Source organism: Myroides sp. TSA_177.3 (genome assembly GCF_052691955.1).
Window position 1 is genome coordinate 1 of record NZ_JBQZGD010000058.1, and the last position, 993, is coordinate 993.

The 993-nt window shown below is 45.3% G+C and carries 1 pseudogene; it reads left to right on the forward strand.

The annotated features are described in order from the left end of the window. Positions 1 to 993: pseudogene (locus ACUTSE_RS18130) on the forward strand (RHS repeat domain-containing protein); the annotation flags it as partial.

Consider the following 993-nt stretch of genomic DNA (forward strand, 5'->3'; position numbering starts at 1 on the left):
ATCGTACGACTATGAGGATGCTTCTCCTGTTCCCTCTACCGTGACGCAACCCGATGGAACCACCATTGACTATGCGTACATTGCAGAGCTAGGCAATGCCATTGCTCAAATTGAAGCGGATGATTTAATCCAGGCCTTTGAATACGATAGCACAACGGGCGCATTAATCGAATCGGCAGAGGGAATGGCCACCAACCAGAACTATTGGAACGACTACGGGTTACTTGAAACAGAAACACTAACAGTCAATGGCGATGCTTATGATGTGGATTACCAGTGGACCTTGAGAGGAGAACCTATTTCGCATAGCGATATTACAGGCGCGCAAACGCAGTATGAGTGCGATGGGCATGGCAGGGTGAGTCGCATTGTCGATCAGGATGTAACGGCTGATTTATTCTATGATGCCTTGGGGCGCCTGAACAGGAAAATAGTAGAAGACAACCATTCCTACACTAAAATCGAAACGGAGTTTCAATATAATGAATTCAATCAGCCGTTGGTTGAAATCATCAAGGACAGCAAAGGCACACAATTGCGCTTAGAGCGAAGTTGGCTTAGAAATGGGTTGCTAAACAAACTAGTAACTAAGTTAAATGGCAACAGCATTAAAGAAGAAGATTATACCTATGATGTGCGCAATCGCTTGGTGGAATATAGCATCAGTGGGAGTGAATTTCCAAAGGATGGCTATGGGCAGGCTTTTCGCAAACAGGTGTATGAGTACGATGCGTTGAATAATTTACTAACGGTGGAAACCACGCTGGAAAATTATCAGGTGGATGTGGCGGAATATAACTATGAGAATGGTGCTGATCCGACCCAGCTGACCAGCGTGACGCATTCCCATGGATTTTATCCTGCAACTATTGAATTGGAATACGACACTTGTGGGCGCATGACAGTGGATGAAGCAGGTAGAAAACTGAGCTATGACGCTTTTGGACGACTTGTTGAACTAGAAGGGGCGCAAGATAGCACCTACCAATACAA